Annotated in this window: 17 protein-coding genes; 9 read left to right on the top strand and 8 right to left on the bottom strand. The window is 72.9% G+C overall.

The genetic code is table 11. The features are described from left to right. Window positions 1-20: 20 nt before the first annotated feature. Window positions 21-797: an SDR family oxidoreductase gene (locus tag ACWCQS_RS36945; protein WP_451008532.1), complete on the bottom strand. Its 777-nt coding sequence runs from the start codon at window positions 795-797 to the stop codon at window positions 21-23. A gap of 79 nt (window positions 798-876) precedes the next feature. On the opposite strand from ACWCQS_RS36945, the gene ACWCQS_RS36940 reads away from it, so the two are divergent. The 4 genes from ACWCQS_RS36940 to ACWCQS_RS36925 are packed head-to-tail and all read left to right on the top strand — an operon-like array spanning window position 877 to window position 4,373. Next, entirely contained in the window at window positions 877-1,674 is a 798-nt protein-coding gene (locus ACWCQS_RS36940; RefSeq protein ID WP_451008531.1) for an enoyl-CoA hydratase family protein, read from the top strand. A 14-nt stretch (window positions 1,675-1,688) separates the two neighbouring features. Next, complete coding sequence (locus ACWCQS_RS36935) at window positions 1,689-2,546, top strand: CoA transferase subunit A (RefSeq protein WP_451008595.1); 858 nt, start codon at window positions 1,689-1,691, stop codon at window positions 2,544-2,546. Beyond that, window positions 2,539-3,312, top strand: a complete 774-nt coding sequence (locus ACWCQS_RS36930) for a CoA-transferase subunit beta (RefSeq protein WP_451008530.1) — start codon at window positions 2,539-2,541, stop codon at window positions 3,310-3,312. The genes ACWCQS_RS36935 and ACWCQS_RS36930 overlap by 8 nt, the downstream gene beginning before the upstream one ends. An 11-nt stretch (window positions 3,313-3,323) precedes the next feature. Next, window positions 3,324-4,373 carry an NAD(P)H-dependent flavin oxidoreductase gene (locus tag ACWCQS_RS36925; protein ID WP_451008594.1) on the top strand — a complete coding sequence of 350 codons (1,050 nt, stop codon included), beginning with the start codon at window positions 3,324-3,326 and terminating at the stop codon, window positions 4,371-4,373. 14 nt (window positions 4,374-4,387) lie between these two features. Here ACWCQS_RS36925 and ACWCQS_RS36920 read toward each other — a convergent pair whose 3' ends face one another. Further along, entirely contained in the window at window positions 4,388-5,545 is a 1,158-nt protein-coding gene (locus ACWCQS_RS36920) for an acetyl-CoA C-acetyltransferase (protein WP_451008529.1), read from the bottom strand. 98 nt (window positions 5,546-5,643) lie between these two features. Continuing rightward, window positions 5,644-6,432: an SDR family oxidoreductase gene (locus tag ACWCQS_RS36915; RefSeq protein WP_451008528.1), complete on the bottom strand. Its 789-nt coding sequence runs from the start codon at window positions 6,430-6,432 to the stop codon at window positions 5,644-5,646. Window positions 6,433-6,653: 221 nt separating this feature from the next. Between ACWCQS_RS36915 and ACWCQS_RS36910 the strand changes: the two genes are divergently transcribed. Together ACWCQS_RS36910 and ACWCQS_RS36905 are read left to right on the top strand one after the other, a co-directional pair. Beyond that, entirely contained in the window at window positions 6,654-7,823 is a 1,170-nt protein-coding gene (locus tag ACWCQS_RS36910; RefSeq protein ID WP_451008527.1) for an acyl-CoA dehydrogenase family protein, read from the top strand. Continuing rightward, a complete protein-coding gene (locus ACWCQS_RS36905; RefSeq protein ID WP_451008526.1) occupies window positions 7,823-8,812 on the top strand; it encodes an acyl-CoA dehydrogenase family protein in 990 nt (329 codons plus the stop codon). The genes ACWCQS_RS36910 and ACWCQS_RS36905 overlap by 1 nt, the downstream gene beginning before the upstream one ends. Before the next feature lie 78 nt (window positions 8,813-8,890). Here ACWCQS_RS36905 and ACWCQS_RS36900 read toward each other — a convergent pair whose 3' ends face one another. After that, a complete protein-coding gene (locus ACWCQS_RS36900) occupies window positions 8,891-9,316 on the bottom strand; it encodes a CBS domain-containing protein (RefSeq protein ID WP_450984599.1) in 426 nt (141 codons plus the stop codon). 173 nt (window positions 9,317-9,489) lie between these two features. Between ACWCQS_RS36900 and ACWCQS_RS36895 the strand changes: the two genes are divergently transcribed. Next, the gene (locus ACWCQS_RS36895; protein WP_451008525.1) at window positions 9,490-9,948 is read left to right on the top strand and encodes an archease; all 459 of its coding nucleotides are present in this window, start codon (window positions 9,490-9,492) and stop codon (window positions 9,946-9,948) included. Between the two features lie 46 nt (window positions 9,949-9,994). Here the strand turns inward: ACWCQS_RS36895 and ACWCQS_RS36890 are convergent, their stop codons facing one another. Together ACWCQS_RS36890 and ACWCQS_RS36885 are read right to left on the bottom strand one after the other, a co-directional pair. Further along, window positions 9,995-11,407, bottom strand: coding sequence for an RtcB family protein (locus ACWCQS_RS36890; protein WP_451008524.1), 1,413 nt, complete (start codon window positions 11,405-11,407; stop codon window positions 9,995-9,997). A gap of 34 nt (window positions 11,408-11,441) precedes the next feature. After that, a complete protein-coding gene (locus ACWCQS_RS36885; RefSeq protein ID WP_450984596.1) occupies window positions 11,442-12,083 on the bottom strand; it encodes a phosphoribosyltransferase in 642 nt (213 codons plus the stop codon). Between the two features lie 285 nt (window positions 12,084-12,368). On the opposite strand from ACWCQS_RS36885, the gene ACWCQS_RS36880 reads away from it, so the two are divergent. Further along, window positions 12,369-12,854 (top strand): hypothetical protein, encoded by a 486-nt coding sequence (locus ACWCQS_RS36880; RefSeq protein WP_451008523.1) that lies wholly within the window; start codon window positions 12,369-12,371, stop codon window positions 12,852-12,854. Window positions 12,855-12,894: 40 nt separating this feature from the next. Here the strand turns inward: ACWCQS_RS36880 and ACWCQS_RS36875 are convergent, their stop codons facing one another. Next, window positions 12,895-13,794 (bottom strand): LysR family transcriptional regulator, encoded by a 900-nt coding sequence (locus tag ACWCQS_RS36875; protein WP_451008522.1) that lies wholly within the window; start codon window positions 13,792-13,794, stop codon window positions 12,895-12,897. Window positions 13,795-13,911: 117 nt separating this feature from the next. Between ACWCQS_RS36875 and ACWCQS_RS36870 the strand changes: the two genes are divergently transcribed. After that, window positions 13,912-14,607: a type 1 glutamine amidotransferase domain-containing protein gene (locus ACWCQS_RS36870; protein WP_451008521.1), complete on the top strand. Its 696-nt coding sequence runs from the start codon at window positions 13,912-13,914 to the stop codon at window positions 14,605-14,607. Window positions 14,608-14,676: 69 nt separating this feature from the next. Here ACWCQS_RS36870 and ACWCQS_RS36865 read toward each other — a convergent pair whose 3' ends face one another. Next, window positions 14,677-15,897 (bottom strand): acyl-CoA dehydrogenase family protein, encoded by a 1,221-nt coding sequence (locus tag ACWCQS_RS36865; protein WP_451008520.1) that lies wholly within the window; start codon window positions 15,895-15,897, stop codon window positions 14,677-14,679. Window positions 15,898-15,933 lie beyond the last annotated feature (36 nt).

Here is a 15,933-nt window from a genome sequence, read left to right as displayed (position 1 = left end):
GTCGAATCTGGCAGGACCTGCTACTTGTTGACGCCGGCCGCGTCGAGGAACGCCGGGCGCTCCCCTCCGCCGTGGACGTGCAGGCTCGCCCCGCTGATGTAGCCGGCCCGGTCGGAGGCGAGGAAGACGCAGGCGTCACCGATGTCGGCGGGCGTGGCCAGGCGGCCGAGCGGAACGGTGCGGCCGACGGCGGCGATGCCGTCCTCGTCCCCGTAGTGCAGGTGCGCCAGTTCGGTGCGGACCATGCCGGGGACGACCGTGTTGACCCGCACCCGGGGCGCCCATTCCACGGCCATGGAGCGGGCCAGGCTGTCCAGGCCGGCCTTGGCCGCGCCGTACGCCGCGGTGCCCGGTGACGGGCGGGTTCCGCTGACGCTGCCGATCATCACGATGGAGCCGCCGCTCCGCTGGTCGCGCATCACCTCGTACGCGGCGAGCGACGCGGTGAGGGGGGCGAGGAGGTTCAGCCCCACGACCCGGGCGTGCTGTACGGCTCCGCCCTCGCCGAGCATCCGGAAGGGGGTGCCCCCGGCGTTGTTGACGAGGGTGTCGAGGCGGCCGTACTCGCCTCGCAGCCGCTCGAAGAAGGCGCCGACCGCGTCCTCGTCGCGCAGGTCGACGGGGAGGAAGCGAGCCGTGCGGCCGGCCGCCTCGACCGGCTCGTCCGGGGGCCGGCGCGCGCAGGTCACGACGTCGGCGCCGGCATCCAGGAACGCCCGGGCGATGCCGGCGCCGACGCCTCGGGTTCCGCCGGTGACGACCGTGACGCGTCCGGTGAGATCGATGACCGCCGCCAAAGGACACCTCCCGCAGTACGCGCTCCGCTGCTACCTTCTCGCCTAACAAACGTTTGGTGGAAAGGTAGCTGATCTGCTCATGGGTGTCTCCACCTCCGTCCCCGAAGAAGGCGTCGCCGTCGTCACCGTGGACTTCCCGCCGGTCAACGCCCTTCCCGTGCAGGGCTGGTACCAACTGGCCGCCGCCATGCGCGCCGCCGGCGCCGACCCGAAGGTCCGGTGCGCGGTGCTCACCGCCGAGGGCCGCGGCTTCAACGCCGGTGTCGACATCAAGGAGATGCAGCGCACGGCCGGGTACGAGGCCCTCGTCGGGGCCAACCGGGGCTGCTTCGAGGCGTTCGCCGCCGTGTACGACTGCGAGGTGCCGGTGATCGCCGCCGTACAGGGCTTCTGTCTGGGCGGCGGCATCGGGCTGGCCGGAAACGCCGACGCGATCGTGGCCGCCGACGACGCGGTGTTCGGCCTGCCCGAGCTGGACCGTGGCGCCCTCGGCGCGGCCACCCATCTCGCCCGGCTGGTGCCCCAGCACCTGATGCGGGCCCTGTACTACACCTCCCGCACCGTCACCGCCGAGGAGCTGCACCGGCACGGCTCGGTGTGGCGGGTGGTCCCTCGCGCACAACTCCACTCCGCCGCACTGGAGTTGGCCCGGGAGATCGCCGCCAAGGACGGGTCCCTGATCCGGCTTGCCAAGGCTGCGATCAACGGCATCGACCCGGTCGACGTGCGCCGCAGCTACCGGTTCGAGCAGGGCTTCACCTTCGAGGCCAATCTCAGCGGTGTCGCCGACCGCGTCCGCGACACCTTCGGCAAGGACAAGGAACCCGTCGGCAAGGGCCGGGAATCCGTCGGCACGGACCGGGAGCGGCGGTCGTGAGCAGGGACAAGACGATGACCGCCGAAGAGGTCGTCGGCCGGCTGGACAGCGGCATGACGATCGGCATCGGCGGCTGGGGTTCGCGGCGCAAGCCGATGGCGCTGGTGCGGGCGCTGCTGCGCTCGGACGTCACCGATCTGACCGTCGTCTCCTACGGCGGCCCCGACGTAGGGCTGCTGGCCGCCGCGGGCAGGATCCGCACGCTGGTCGCGGCCTTCGCCACCCTCGACTCCATCCCCCTGGAGCCGCACTTCACGGCGGCCCGGCAGCGGGGCGCGCTGGAACTGGTGGAGCTGGACGAGGCCATGTTCATGTGGGGGCTGACGGCCGCCGCGCACCGGCTGCCCTTCATGCCGGTCCGGGCCGGTCTCGGATCCGATGTGATGAGGGTCAACCCCCGCCTGCGGACGGTGCGTTCGCCGTACGAGGACGGCGAGGAGCTCGTCGCGGTCCCGGCCCTGCGCCTGGACGCCGCGCTGGTGCACCTCAACCGGGCGGACGCACATGGCAACGCGCAGTACCTCGGCCCCGACCCGTACTTCGACGACCTGTTCTGCGAGGCCGCCGACGCCGCGTACGTCTCCTGCGAGCGGATCGTGGACAGCGCCGATCTGCTCAAGGCCGCCGGGCCACAGACGCTGCTGGTCAAGCGCGCGTTCGTGAACGGCGTCGTGGAGACACCGCACGGCGCCCACTTCACCTCCTGCGTCCCCGACCACGACCGTGACGAGGCGTTCCAGCGGGCCTACGCGCGGGCCGCCCGCGACCCGGAGGCCTGGCGGGCCTTCGGCGAGCGGTTCCTGTCCGGCGACGAGGACGCGTACCAGGCCGCGGTGGCGGCGTTCCACGAGGAGGTCGCGGCAGATGAGTGAGGCCCGTACGGCGACGACGGCGACGCGCGCCGAGTACTGCGTGCTGGCCTGCGCCGAGGTCTGGCGCGGGGCGGGGGAGGTTCTGGCCGGCCCGATGGGCACCGTCCCGACGATCGGGGCCCGGCTGGCGAAGCTGACCTTCTCCCCCGACCTGCTGCTGACCGACGGCGAGGCGCTGCTGATCGGTGACGTCCCGGCGGTCGGTGCCAGGGCCGGGGTGGTCGAGGGCTGGCTGCCGTTCCGGCAGCACCTGGCGCTGGTCGCGACCGGGCGCAGGCACGTGATGATGGGCGCGAGCCAGCTCGACCGGTACGGCAACCAGAACATCTCCTGCATCGGCGACTGGGCGAGGCCCACCAGGCAGCTGCTGGGCGTACGTGGCGCCCCCGCCAACACCCTCAACAACCCGACCAGTTACTGGGTGCCGCGACACTCGAAACGGGTGTTCGTCGAGCGGGTGGACATGGTCTGCGGCGTCGGCCACGACCGTGCCGCCGCGGCCGGTCCCTCCGCGACCCGCCACCATCGCATCGCGGATGTCGTCACCGACCTGGGCGTCCTCGACTTCCGGACGCCCGACCGGACGATGCGGCTGCGCTCCCTGCACCCCGGGGTCACGGTCGAGCAGGTGGCCGAGGCGACCGGCTTCGCGCTCACGGTCCCGGACGAGGTGCCGTACACCCGGGACCCCACCCCCGAAGAGCTGCGGCTGATCCGCGAGGTCATCGACCCGAGGGCGCTGCGCGACCGCGAGGTGCCGGCGTGAGCGACTTCGCGATCGCCACCCCGCTGACCGAGCTCGTCGGTGTGCGGCATCCCATCGTGCAGACCGGCATGGGCTGGGTGTCCGGTCCGCGGCTGGTGTCGGCCACCGCCGACGCGGGCGCGCTCGGGATCCTCGCCTCGGCCACCTTGACGACCGACCAGCTGCGCGCGGCCGTCCGCGAGGTCAAGTCCCGCACCGACGCGCCCTTCGGGGTCAATCTGCGGGCGGACGCCTCGGACGCGGCCGAGCGGGTGCGGATCGTCATCGAGGAGGGGGTGCGGGTCGCCTCGTTCGCGCTCGCGCCCTCAAGGGAACTGATCGCCCGGCTCAAGGACGCCGGAGTGGTGGTCATCCCGTCCATCGGCGCCCGGCGGCACGCGGAGAAGGTGGCCGCGTGGGGCGCCGACGCGGTGGTGGTGCAGGGCGGGGAGGGCGGCGGGCACACCGGGAAGGTCGCCACCACCGTTCTGCTCCCCCAGGTGGTCGACGCGGTCGGCATCCCAGTCGTCGCGGCCGGCGGCTTCCACGACGGACGCGGCCTGGTCGCCGCGCTCGCCTACGGCGCCGCCGGCATCGCCATGGGCACCCGCTTCCTGCTCACCTCCGACAGCACCGTGCCCGACGCGGTCAAAGCCCGGTATCTGGCGGCCACGGTGGACGACATCACCGTCACGACCAAGGTCGACGGACTCCCCCACCGGATGCTGCGCACCCAGCTGGTCGACTCCCTCGAACGCTCGGGCCGGGCGACCGCGCTGCTGCGCGCCGTACGTCACGCGGCGTCCTTCAAGGCGCTGTCCGGCATGAGCTGGACGCGGATGGTCCGCGACGGTCTGGCGATGAGACACGGCAAGGACCTGACGTGGAGCCAGGTCCTGCTGGCCGCCAACACCCCCATGCTGCTCAGGGCGTCGATGGTCGAGGGCCGGACCGACCTCGGTGTGATGGCCTCCGGCCAGGTCGCCGGTCTGATCGACGATCTGCCCTCCTGTGCCGAGCTCGTCGACCGGATCATGGCGGAGGCCCGGGCCACGCTCCGCGGACTGCCGCCGGCCGAGTAGCGGACTCCCCGCGGTCAGAGCCGCTCGACGATGGTGACGTTGGCCTGGCCGCCGCCCTCGCACATGGTCTGCAGGCCGTAGCGTCCGCCGGTGCGTTCCAGTTCGTGCAGCAGCGTGGTCATGAGCTTGGTGCCGGTGGCGCCCAGCGGGTGGCCGAGGGCGATGGCACCGCCGTTGACGTTGACCTTCTCCGGGTCGGCGCCGGTCTCCTTCAGCCAGGCGAGCACCACCGGGGCGAAGGCCTCGTTGATCTCCACCAGGTCGATCTCGTCGAGGGTCATCCCGGCCTTCTTCAGCGCGTACGCCGTGGCCGGGATCGGTGCGGTCAGCATCCGGATGGGGTCCTCGCCGCGCACCGACAGGTGGTGGACGCGGGCGCGGGGCGTCAGACCGTGCTCCCGTACGGCTCGTTCGCTCGCGATCAGCAGGGCCGAGGCGCCGTCGGAGACCTGGGAGGAGACGGCGGCGGTCAGCCGGCCGCCGTCGACCACCGGCTTCAGGGCCGCCATCTTCTCCAGTGTGGTGTCGCGTCGGGGGCCCTCGTCTCGGGTCACCTCGCCATAGGGGACGAGTTCGCGGTCGAAGCGGCCCTCGTCGATGGCGCGGACGGCCCGCTGATGGGAGCGCAGCGCGAACTCCTCCATGTCCCGGCGGGAGATGCCCCACTTCTCGGCGATCATCTCGGCGCCGGCGAACTGGTTGACCGGCCGGTCACCGTAGCGGGCCCGCCAGCCCTCGGAGCCGGCGTAGGGGCCCTGGGTGAGCCCGAGGGGTTCGGCGGCCTGGCGGGTGGCGAAGGCGATCGGGATCATCGACATGTTCTGCACTCCGCCCGCGACGACCAGGTCCTGGGTGCCCGAGAGCACTCCCTGTGCGGCGAAGTGCAGGGCCTGCTGGGAGGAGCCGCACTGGCGGTCCACCGTCACCCCCGGCACCTCCTCGGGCAGCCCGGCGGCCAGCCAGCAGGTGCGGGCGATGTCGCCGGCCTGCGGGCCGACGGTGTCCACGCAGCCGAGGACGACGTCCTCGACGGCGGCCGGGTCGACGCCGGAGCGCTCCATCAGCGCCGTCAGCGCATGGGCGCCGAGATCGGCCGGGTGGACGGACGCGAGCCCGCCGCCGCGCCTGCCGACCGGCGTGCGGACCGCTTCGACGATGTATGCCTCGGCCATGGCCACTCCTTGGTGATCGGTGGTGTCTGCGGTGTCAGTGGAAACGCGGTCGGCTCACCAAGTACCCGGACCCTTCCGGCACAGGGCGCCCGCGAGGATCAGGCGTGCTGACTGCTGACGGACAGGACCTCGCCGGTCAGGTACGAGGAGTAGCCGCTGGCCAGGAAGACGATGACGTTGGCCACCTCCCACGGCTCGGCCCAGCGGCCGAACGCCTCGCGGGCGGTCAGTTCCTCCAGCAGTTCCGGCGTGGTGACCTTCGCCAGGTGCGGGTGCATGGCGAGGCTGGGCGAGACGGCGTTGACCCGCACGCCGTACGCCGCGGCCTCCACGGCGGCGCAGCGGGTGAGGGCCATGACCCCGGCCTTGGCGGCGGCGTAGTGCGCCTGGCCCCGCTGCGCCCGCCAGCCGATCACCGAGGCGTTGTTGACGACGACGCCCCCGGCGCCCGCCGCCCTCATCCGGCGCAGCGCGGCGCGGGTGCAGCGGAAGGTGCCGGTGAGGGTGACGTCGAGGACCTTGTCCCACTGCTCGTCGGTCATCTCGACCAGGTCGGCGGTGCCGCCGAGTCCGGCGTTGTTGACGACGACGTCCAGGCGCCCGTGCCGCTCGGCCGCGAAGTCGAAGAGCGCGGCGACCTGCTCCTCCTCGGTGACGTCACAGGGCAGTGCGGCGACGCGGTCCGCGCCGAACTCCGCGGCCAGCGCCGCCTCCGACTCCTTGAGCCTGCGGGCGTGAGCGTCGGAGAGCACGATCCGGGCGCCTTCCTCCAGCAGCCGGCGGGCGGTCGCCCCGCCGATACCGGCGCCCGCGGCGGCGGTGACCACGGCGGTACGGCCGTGCAGGAGGGCGTGCCCGGGGACGTAGGGCGGTGGGGGCGTGGTCACGGGCGGGCCTCCTTCGACAGGCCGAGGACGCGCTCGGCGATGAGGGCGAACTCGCCGGTCGCAGCTCATGGGCGGCTCCGGACGCCCCTCGACGGCTGACGGTCCGTCAGGTTAATCTACCAAACACTTGTTAGGGAAGGAGAGCGAATGCCCGCCACCCGCACCGCGCCCACGGAGCCCGTCCGCCGCGTACGCCCCGGACCAGTGGCCGTGGGCCACTGATGGACCTCGACTTCTCCGCCGCGGACGACACCTTCCGCGCCGAGGCCCGCGCCTGGCTCGCCGACCATGTGCCCTCCACCCCGCTGCCCTCGCTGGAGACGGCGGAGGGGTTCGCAGCCCACCGGGAGTGGGAGCGGGCCCTGTTCGCCGACCGCTGGTCGGTGGTCTCCTGGCCCGAGGAGTACGGCGGCCGGGGTGTCTCGATCCTGCAGTGGCTGATCTTCGAGGAGGAGTACTACGCGGCCGGTGCGCCCGGCCGGGTCGGCCAGAACGGCATCAACCTCCTCGCGCCCACCCTCTTCGAGCACGGCACACCGGAGCAGTGCGCGCGCGTCCTGCCGTCCATGGCGAGCGGTGAGGTCGTCTGGGCCCAGGCCTGGTCCGAGCCGGAAGCCGGCTCCGACCTCGCCTCGCTGCGCTCCACAGCCGTACGCACCGCCGGCGGCTGGCGCGTGAGCGGCCAGAAGACCTGGTCCTCGCGGGCGGCGTTCGCCGACCGCGCCTTCGGACTGTTCCGCAGCGACCCGGACGCCGAGCGGCCGCACCGGGGCCTGACGTACCTGATGTTCCCGCTGGACGCGGACGGGGTGACGGTGCGGCCGATCGGGCGGCTCGACGGCAAGCCCGCCTTCGCGGAACTCTTCCTGGACGAGGTGTTCGTGCCCGACGAGGACGTCATCGGCGAGCCCGGACAGGGCTGGCGGGTGGCGATGAGCACGGCGGGCAACGAGCGCGGCCTCACCCTGCGCAGCCCCGGCCGCTTCACGGCCGCCGCCGACCGGCTGGCCCGGCTGTGGCACGAGCACGCCGACCCCTCCGACACCGCGCTGCGCGACCGGGTCGCCGACGCGGTGATCGGGGCCCGCACCTACCAAATGTTCGCCTACGCGGCCGCCTCACGTCTGGCGGCGGGAGGTTCCATCGGCGCGGAGTCGAGCCTCAACAAGGTGTTCTGGTCCGAACTGGACATCGCCCTGCACGAGACCGCCCTCGATCTCCTCGGCCCCTACGGCGACCTCGCCGACGACGCCGCGGACGCTCCCGCGCACGGCGGCTGGGCCGAGGGATACGTCTTCTCGCTGGCCGGTCCCATCTACGCGGGCACCAACGAGATCCAGCGCGACATCATCGCCGAGCGGCTGCTCGGCCTGCCGAAGGGACGCCGGTGATGCGCTTCCTCCTCGACGCCGAGCAGCGCGACTTCGCCCGCTCGCTGGACGCCATGCTGACGGCGGCGGGCACGCCGGACGTCGTACGGTCCTGGGCCGCCGGGGACACCGGGCCGGGCCGCGCGCTGTGGTCCAGGCTGGCCGAGGCGGGGGTGTTCGCGCTCGGAACACCGGAGCGGTACGCCGGCCTGGGCCCACTTCCGGTCGAACTGGGCGTGGCTTTCGTGGAGTTGGGCCGTCACGCGGTGCCGGGTCCGCTGGCGGAGACGGTCGCGGCGGCGGCCCTCCTGGACCGTCTGGGCGACGCGACCACGGCCGCCGCGTGGGTGCCGGGGATCGCCGCCGGCAAGGTCGTCGCCTCGGTGTGCCTGCTCTCCCCCGACAGTCCCTACGCCCTGGACGCGGACACCGCCGACGCGGTGTTCGTCGTCGAGGGCGACATCCTGCGCCTGGCCGAGGCGCATGGTCCCGTACAGCACTGCCTCGACCCGGCCCGGCGGCCGGCCCGCCCGCTCGGCGGCGCCGTGCTGGCCCAGGGGCCGGCCGTCGCCGCCGCGGCCGCGCACGCCGCCGAGGTCGCGGCGCTCACCACGGCGGCGCAGGCCCTCGGACTGGGCCGTGCCCTGCTGGACCGGACCGTCGAACACGCCCGGCAGCGCAGGCAGTTCGGGGTCGCCATCGGCTCGTTCCAGGCGGTCAAGCACCGGCTGGCCGACTCGCTGATCGCCCTGGAGTTCGCCCAACCGCTGCTCAGCGCCGCCGCGTTGGCGATGGAGCGGGGCGACGCCGGGTGCGGGCGCGAGATCGCCGCGGCGAAGGTCTCCGCCTGCGAGGCCGCCTACACCGCGGCGCGCACCGCCCTGCAGTTGCACGGCGCCCTCGGCTACACCGATGAACTGGACCTGTCCCTGTGGATCCGCAAGGCCCGCGCGCTACGGACCTCCTGGGGCACACCGTCGGCCTGCCGGGCCCGGGTACTCGCGCCCTGACCGGCCTGTCACCCGCTCGATACCCACGGTCACCCGACCCCGTCACGGGCGGCCCCTCGCGAAGGCCACCGCGACGGTTCAGTGGTTCGGTGCCGCCGTGCTGATCTCCGCCAGCGCCGAGTGCGGATCCTCGACGGCCGCCAGGTCACCGAGGCTGACGAAGCCGACCGGGCAGCCGCCGTGTTCCACAACGGGGAGTCGGCGCAGGCCGTGCCGGCGCATCAGCTCGACCGCGTGGTCCGTGGTGTCCTCGGGGGTCAAGGTCAGCAACGGCGGCCGGCTGCACACCCTGCCGACCGTGGTGGAGTGCGGGTCCAGTCCCGCGGCGAGCGTCCGCACCACGATGTCGCGGTCGGTGAGCACACCGAACAGATCGCAGTCGTAGGCGACCAGGACGTCACCGATGTCGTGCTCCCGCATGAGAAGCGCCGCCCGTTCCACCGTGGTCATGGGCTCCACCGCCACCGCGCCGGGCGACATGACCTCACGTATCCGCCGTGTCATCGGGCACCTCCCGGATCCGAAATGGTGAGGCGTACGGCCTCGCCCGCCCGCGTAGCCACGGACGGCCCGGGCAAACCGGCTTTTCCGTCCTCTGCCGCGCACGGCGTGGCGCCGCCGAGCCCGGCGAGTGACGATGGAAGCCGAGGGGGGTCGCAGAAGGGATCACGGCGGCCATGGTGGGTGACATCAGCGACGAGCTACGGGCACGGCGCGAGGGCGAGAACGGTCACCGCTCGATGCCGCACACCGCCGACACCCGTCTGCAGGCCTGGGGCACGACCCGGGAACAGTGCCTGACCGAGGCGGTACGCGCCATGGTCGAGGCCTTCGCCGATGTGTCCGAGGCACACCCCGCCACCATGGAACGGGTCCGTCTCGACCCCGGCGACGACGCGGATCTGCTGGTCGCGCTGCTGGAGGAGGTGGTCTACCGGCTGGAGGTGGCGGGCCGGATCCCCGTCGACGTGGAAGCGGAGCCCACCTTCGACGGTGGACTGGCGGTACGGCTGTCGCTCGCCGACCTCGCGGACGTCACCGTCATCGGTGCCGCACCCAAGGGTGTCTCCTGGCAGGAGTTGCACATCGGTCCGGACGCGTACGGGTGGTCCTGCACGGTGATCGTGGACGTGTGACCGCACAGGCGCACCCCGCCGCACGGGTAGCCGACGGCCACTGGCGTCAGCCCTTCACCACCCCGAGCGGCACCAGCCGGGCGACCTTCCGGCACAGCCCCGCCCCCTCGCTCGCGGCGACGACCGCGTCGACGTCCTTGTACGCCTCCGGCGTCTCCTCCGTCAGGCCGCGCCAGGACTTCGGGCGCGCGGCGATGCCGGCGTTGCGCAGCCGCGCCCGCAGCTCGCTGCCGGTGATGCTGCGCGCGGCCTGATGACGGCTCATGGTGCGGCCCGCGCCATGACAGGTGGAGTGGAAGGCGTCACCCCCGGACACGCCGGTCAGCACGTACGACGCCGTCCCGAGGGTGCCGGGGATCAGCACCGGCTGCCCGAACTCCCTTATGTCCTCCGGCAGTTCGGGATGTCCGGGCGGGAAGGCGCGGGTGGCGCCCTTGCGGTGCACGCACAGCCGTCGCCGCCGGCCGTCGACCGGATGGGTCTCGATCTTGGCGAGGTTGTGGGAGACGTCGTACACCAGCGTCAGTCCGGTGCCGGCGGTGCGCCGGAACACGCCGCGGGCCGCGTCGGACAGCAACTGCCGGTTCGCCCGGCCGTAGTTGGCGGCAGCGGCCATGGCCCCGAGATAGTCCTGCCCCTCGGGCGAGTCGACCGGCGTACAGGCGAGCTGCCGGTCGGGCACGGAGATGCCGTAGCGGGCCATGGCGCGATCCATGAGCCGCACATGGTCGGTGCAGATCTGGTGTCCGAGCCCGCGCGAGCCACAGTGGATCATGACGCACACCTGGCCCGGCCCGATCCCGAAGGCGGCAGCGGCCGGGGCGTCGTACACCTCGGCGACCTGCTGCACCTCCAGGAAATGGTTGGCGGAGCCCAGGCTGCCCACCTGACCGAGGCCACGCTCCCGGGCCCGCTGCCCGACCTGGGTCACGTCCGCGTCGGCGACCGCGCCGGCGTCCTCGCAGCGCAGCAGGTCGCGCTCCTCCCCGTGGCCCTGCTCCACGGCGTAGCGGGAGCCGCCGTCCAGCAGCCGCTCCAGTTCTCCGGGGCCGGTGAGGTGCCACACGCCGCCGGGCCCGGCCCCGCGCGGAATCGCCCGGTCCAGGCCGTCCATCACGGCGGTCAGCGCGGGCCGGAGCGTGTCGGCGTCGCAGTCGGCGGCCAGCAGCCGCACCCCGCAGGAGATGTCGAAGCCGACGCCGCCCGGCGAGACCACCCCGCCGGCGTCCACGTCGGTGGCGGCGACACCGCCGATGGGGAAGCCGTACCCCCAGTGGATGTCCGGCATGGCGTACGAGGCGGCGACGATGCCGGGCAGCGTGGCCACGTGCACGACCTGCTCCAGGGACTGCTCGGCATCCGCGAGCAGCTCCCGGGACGCGAACACGACCCCGGGCACCCGCATGCCCGCGTGCGGCTCGATGCGAAAGCGGAAGGAACGTTCCTCGACCAACTCCATCGCGGTCTCCGCTCCGGCTCGGCGCGCCCTGGGGTCACTGCCCCTGCAGCGCGGCGAGCACGTCGTCGTCGGTCAGCTGCTCGAAGTCCTCGTACCACTCCCCCACGGCCAGGAAGACGGTCGGCCGCTGCAGGCAGAGCACCTCGTCGGCCTCGCCGCGCAGCAGGTCCGCCGCCTGCGGCGAGCACACCGGCACCGCCAGCACGACCCGCTCCGGCGACTGGCGGCGCAGCCAGCGCAGCGCCGCCCGTGCGGTCGCCCCGGTGGCCACCCCGTCGTCCACCAGGATCACGGTGCGGTCCCGCAGCTCGGGCGCGGGACGGCCCTGCCGGTACCGCTCCTCCCGGCGGTGCAGCTCCGCCCGCTCCCGCTCCACCACGTCGTCGAGGGCCGCCTCGTCCAGGCCGAGTTCGTCCAGGGTCCGCTCGTCGAACAGCGGAGGGTCATCACCCGCGAGCGCCCCCACGCCCAGCTCCTCCTGGAACGGCGCGCCGATCTTGCGTGCGACGAGCACGTCGAGCGGTGCCTCCAGCGCCCGCGCCACCTCCCGGGCCACCGTCACCCCGCCACGCGGCAGGGCCAGCACGACCGGATGCGTCAGCGCCCCCGCCTCCTGCCGGATGCGCAGCCGCTCGGCCAGCTCCCGGCCGGCATGGACGCGATCATGAAACCGCATGCCCAGTCGACTCCTTCCACACCTGCGCCGTGCTCGTCACCGGGCCACGGCGTGCGGTCGTACGACGGCTCGCGCCCGGCGGGTGCGCCCGCTCGCACTCGGACCACCGGACCGGCACGACGGCACGTCCCTCCGGCGCCCCGGCCGGGTACCCGGGCCGGGGCGCCACGACACGGGACACGCCGAAGGTCCGCGCTCCGGGCTCGGGTGACGAGCGGCAGCGCCCGCAGCGGTGTCCGGCGGCCATCCGGAGAAGCGACGAGTATGGAACGGAGGAGCTGAGAAATGGCACGCATTCTCGTCGACGGGGACGACGTGGTCGTACGCCTGTCGTGGTGGCAGCGGGTGGCCGCCCGCCGTGGTGATGTGCGGGTGCCGCTGACAGCGGTGTGCCGGGTCACGGTCGAAGCCGACTGGTGGCGCGCCCTGCGCGGAGTGCGGCAGCGCGGCACCTGGATTCCCGGCGGCTGGTCCATCGGCACGCGCGGCCATCCCGGCGGGACGGACTTCGTGGCCCTGCGGCCCGGCCGACCCGTCGTGAGCGTCGAGCTGCGGCCCTCGGCGCCCTTCCGGCTCCTCGCGGTGTCCGTGCCGGACGACGAGGAGGCGACGGCCACGGCTGAGCGGCTCGGCCGGACCGCACCGAGGATCGACACCTCCACGCGCTACCGGCAGCCGGTTCCGGTTGCCGAGGAGACTTCCGACGGGAGCTCCCCTCGTGCCCTGCCCATGGCCGCCGAGAGGCGTCCGGACGGAAAGCGCGGGCGCTGAGCGACGGTCCAGGACGTGGCGGTGCCCGGTGCCCGGGTCGTCACCCGCCGCGGAAGGCACGCAGCAGGTGGTCCCGGACGCGGATCACGTCCGGGTTGTCGGGCACACCCGGCCGCTGGACCAGGTAGCCGGTGTTGATCGGAGGGTCGTCGGGCTCGTGCAGGAGGACGAGGGCTCCGGAGGCCAGTTCACCGGCGCACAGATAGCGGGGCAGCACGGTGAAGCCCGCGCCGGCCACGACCGCGGCCTTCACTCCGCGCAGGTCGGGCACGGTGACCGCGGCGGGGCAGGAGAGCCGGCGACCGAAGACGTGCCGCCAGTAGCGGCGGGCGATGGGCAGATCTTCGGCGTACGTCACCAGCGGGACCGAGTGCAGGGCCGAGGGGCCCTCGGCGGCGAGCGGTCCCTTCAGCCGCCCGGCCCACGCGGGCGCCGCCACCAGCACGAACTCCTCGTCCGCCAGCGGCACCGCGGAGAGCGTACGACCCCGGGGGCGGAGCGTGGCGATCACCAGGTCGTGGCGGCCCGCCCGCAGCTCGTCGAGCAGCGCATCGGTCAGCCCCGTCGCCACCCGCAGCCGTACCCCGTCCGCCACGAGCGGCGCCAGCGCCGGCAGCACGCTGGTGCACAGGAACTCGGCGGGACCGGCGAGGTGCACCGGTTCGGCGGTACGGCCCTCCGCCGTGTCCGGTCCCGCCACGGCGGCGAGCATGTCGAGCCCCGGCGCGACCCGCACCGCCAGTTCGTCGGCCACCGCCGTCGGCGCGACCCCGCGCGGCAGCCGTTCGAACAGCTCCCGTCCCGTCTGCCGCTCCAAGGTGCGCATCTGTGTCGTCACCGTGGGCTGCGACAGCCCCAGCAGCTGGGCGGCACCGGTGAACGAACCCGACCGGTACACCGCGAGGAACGTGCGCAGCAGGTTCAGATCGAGATCGGTCACGCAGTCAATGTAGCCATAGAAGTTCCAATGCCTGACATTGGCGTCCCCATTGGAAACAAATGGCTCGGGGCCCTACGTTCGAGAGCGATCCCTCCGGCTCCTCCCGAAAGAAGCACCATGTCGAAGATCCTCTTCGTGATGACCGGCGTCGACCACTGGACGCTGGCCGACGGCACCAAGCACCCCACCGGCTTCTGGGCCGAGGAGGCCGCCGCCCCGTACGAGGCGTTCACGGCCGCCGGTCACGAGATCGTCGTCGCCACGCCCGGCGGTGTCGTCCCGACCGTCGACCGCGGCAGCCTCGCGCCCGAGGTCAACGGCGGCCAGGAGGGCGCCGACAGGATCGCCGCCGTCCTCGCCTCCATGGCCGAGATCAAGAAGCCGGTCCGGCTGGAGGACGTCCGCCTGGACGACTACGACGCCGTCTTCTACCCCGGCGGCCACGGCCCCATGGAGGACCTCGCCGTCAGCGCCGCCTCCGGCAGGCTCCTCGTCGACACGCTCGGCTCCGGCAAGCCGCTGGGCGTGGTGTGCCACGCCCCGGCCGCGCTGCTCGCCGCCGAGAAGAGCGACGGTTCCAACGCCTTCGCCGGTTACCGGGTGGCCGCGTTCACCAACGCCGAGGAGACGCAGGCGGGCTTCGCCGACAAGGCCAAGTGGCTGCTGCAGACGCGGCTCGAAGAGGCGGGCGTCGACGTCCAGGTCGGCGAGCCGTGGGCGCCCAACGTGGTGGTCGACCGCAACCTGATCACCGGACAGAACCCCGCCTCCTCCGCCCCGCTCGCCGCCGAGCTGCTGAAGAAGCTGGGCTGAAGGGTGGGCGGGTCCCGGTCAGCGGTCCAGCGGTAGGTCGCACCAAGGAGGCGGCGCCCTCCGCCGTCGTCACCGCGGGCCCCGCTCGGCCTCACGGCGGCGGAGTTCCCGGTGGGCGATGGTGCGCTTGTGGACCTCGTCGGGGCCGTCCGCCAGGCGCAGGGTGCGCAGATGGGCGTACATGCCGGCCAGAGGGAAGTCGTCGGAGACGCCGGCGCCGCCGTGGACCTGGATGGCGCGGTCGACGACCCTGAGGGCGATGTCCGGTGCGGCCACCTTGATGGCGGCGATCTCCGTCCGTGCGACCTTGTTGCCCACGGTGTCCATCAGATGGGCCGCCTGGAGGGTCAGCAGCCGGGCCATGTCGATCTCGATACGGGCCTCGGCGATCCAGTCCTGGATGTTGGCCCGCTCGGCGAGCGGCCCCCCGAACGTCGTCCGCTCCTGGGCCCGGTCGATCATCAGGTCCAGGGCCCGCTCGGCCATGCCGATGCTGCGCATGCAGTGGTGGATGCGCCCGGGACCCAGCCGGGCCTGACTGATCATGAAGCCGTCGCCCTCGTGGGCCAGCAGGGCCTTGGACGGTACCCGCACGTTCTCGAAGAGGACCTCACCGTGGCCTTCCCGGTCCTGGTAGCCGAACACGGGCAGGTTGCGCACCACGGTGATGCCGGGGGTGTCCAGCGGCACGACCATCATGCTCTGCTGACGGTGGCTGGGCGCATCCGGGTCGGTCTTGCCCATGACGATGAGGACCCTGCAGTTCTTGTGCAGGACGTTGGAGGTCCACCACTTGCGTCCGTCGAGGATGTAGTCGTCACCGTCGCGTCGCATGCGCAGCTGGATGTTGCGTGCGTCGGAACTGGCGACGGCGGGTTCGGTCATCGCGAACGCGGAGGCGATCTCTCCGGCGAGCAGCGGCTTGAGCCACCTCTCCTTGTGCTCCTCGGTGCCGAAGAGCGTCAGCACCTCCATGTTCCCGGTGTCCGGCGCGTTGCAGTTGGTGGCCTCCGGCGCCAGGTGCGGGCTGCGCCCCATGATCTCGGCGAGCGGGGCGTACTCGAGGTTGGTCAGGCCCGGTCCGCACTCGGGATGCGGGTGGAAGAGGTTCCACAGTCCCTGCTTCCTGGCCTCGGCCTTCAGCTCCTCCAGGACGGGCGGGTGGAAGTGCGGATCGCCCGACTGCGCCATCTGCGCCTCGTAGACGGGCTCCGCGGGGTAGATGTGCTCGTCCATGAAGGCCAGCAGCTTCTCCTGGTACGCCTTGGCCCTGTCGGTCGTCTGGAACACGGGTTCACCTCGGTGGGTTCGTGGTCGGGGAACGAA

Source organism: Streptomyces sp. NPDC002076 (assembly GCF_053593835.1).
This window is presented reverse-complemented; position numbering and strand designations above follow the sequence as displayed.